Source organism: Armatimonas sp. (genome assembly GCF_043760365.1).
Classification (GTDB): Bacteria; Armatimonadota; Armatimonadia; order Armatimonadales; family Armatimonadaceae; genus Armatimonas.
In genome coordinates this window covers 1-1,859 of the sequence record NZ_JAYUPA010000350.1, presented here as the reverse complement: position 1 = coordinate 1,859, position 1,859 = coordinate 1, and the positions used below count along the sequence as shown (strand labels likewise).

Here is a 1,859-nt window from a genome sequence, read left to right as displayed (position 1 = left end):
TCCTCCACAAAAACGGCCCCTTCGCCGCCTTCGGTGCGATAAAATAGCCCCATGACTGCCATTGCTGAGAAGCTTGACATCTCTGATACTACTGAAATTCCCGGTATCACGCGCCCGATGACCTACGAGGAGTATGTCCGCTCCCCGGAAGAGTGGGCACGCTACGATATTTTAGACGGCTACAAAGTCTACCGCCGCTACGGAAAGGAAGAGATGGCTTCTCCCACACGACAACACCAGCGCCTGGTGCGGCGCATCGCTCGTCAGTTTGAAGATTTTGTGGCCGCAGGGCTTCTGGGAGAGTGCTTTGTCGCTCCCTGCGATGTGCTGATCCGACACATTCCGCTGAAAAGCCGCCAGCCTGATGTGCTTCTTATCAGCCAGGAGCGCCTCGGACAGAATCTACCTGATGATAGCCCGGCTCCGCTTGACCCGGCTCCCGAGCTCGTTGTCGAAATAATATCCCCGTCGGAGCGTCCGGGCCAGCGCACCGCCAAGCTCTCCGATTATCACCATGTGGATGTGCGAGAAGTGTGGCAGGTCTTTGCGGAAACCAAGACCATCGAAGTGATCTCCCTCACCGAGGATGCGATTGAGACCGTGGGCACCTACAAGAGTGGGGAGAGTATCGTCTCGGTCACTTTTCCTGGCTTAATCGTCGCCGTAGATGCCCTCTTTGAAGAATAAACTATGAAATCTTTTACGAAAATTACCGGAGTGGCGGCCCCCATGGACCGCGTGAATGTGGATACGGATCAGATCATCCCCAAGCAGTTTCTGAAGCGCATCGAGCGCACGGGCTTTGGCAAGTTTCTGTTCTTTGACTGGCGCTACGAGGCCGATGGCAAGACTCCCAACCCCGCTTTTGAACTCAATGATCCCAAGCTGGCTGGGGCGCAGGTGCTGGTGACGGGTAAGAACTTTGGCTGTGGCTCCAGCCGCGAACACGCGCCGTGGGCGCTAGAAGACTACGGCTTTCGGAGCATTATCGCGCCCAGCTACGCCGATATTTTTTATAATAACTGCTTCAAAAACGGGATGCTCCCAATAGTGCTCCCCGAAGAAATAGTCTATGATTTACTAGGGCGCTTGCAGAACAATCTTGGCGCGGAAGTGACCGTGGACTTAGAGACCCACACTATCACCGGCCCTGACGGCTTCACGGCGACTTTTACGGTGGATGACTTCCGTCGTCACTGCCTGCTCAACGGCCTTGATGACATCGGCCTAACGCTGCAAAACGAGCCCGATATTACGGCCTATGAAGCCAAGCGCGGGTAAAATGGGTGTATGCCCCGCAAGACAGCCTTTCTCTACACCGATGCTTTCCTGACCTATGATCTGGGCGGAAAACACCCCTTACAACAGCGACGGCTTCAGCTCGTGGATCGGAAGCTGGCAAGCTTAGGTGCGTTTGATGCCATCACGCGTCTTGCGCCCACGCCGGTGGACGAATCCTTGCTGGAGCGAGTGCACACGGCGGAGTATCTAGAGATTGTGGAGCGGGCGAGTACACCAGGCCACGGACTTGACTTGAGTCGCTTCGGGCTGGGGCCGGGCGACACCCCTGCGTTTCCGGGGATGTGGGACGCTTCCCGGCTCTACGCGGGGGGCAGTGTGGATGCGGCGAAGTGCACGCTCTCAGGGGAGTTTGGGATCGCATTCAATGTGGCAGGTGGGCTGCACCACGCCCATCCCTGGAAAGCCTACGGGTTTTGTGTCTTCAATGATCTGGCGCTGGCGATCACGACTTTCCTAGACGCGGGGCTAGAGCGCGTGATGTACGTAGATATTGATGTCCACCACGGCGATGGGGTGCAGGTCTGCCACTGGGACGATCCCCGGGTACTGACCCTCTC

The 1,859-nt window shown here is 56.9% G+C and carries 2 protein-coding genes and 1 pseudogene; all 3 read left to right on the top strand.

The window, feature by feature from the left end; genetic code table 11:
- Positions 1-51: 51 nt before the first annotated feature.
- Entirely contained in the window at positions 52-687 is a 636-nt protein-coding gene (locus ACH2EH_RS08545) for a Uma2 family endonuclease (protein ID WP_395140770.1), read from the top strand.
- A 3-nt stretch (positions 688-690) separates the two neighbouring features.
- Positions 691-1,281, top strand: a complete 591-nt coding sequence (gene leuD / locus ACH2EH_RS08540; RefSeq protein WP_395140768.1) for a 3-isopropylmalate dehydratase small subunit — start codon at positions 691-693, stop codon at positions 1,279-1,281.
- 9 nt (positions 1,282-1,290) lie between these two features.
- Positions 1,291-1,859, top strand: a pseudogene (locus ACH2EH_RS08535) (acetoin utilization protein AcuC); the annotation flags it as partial.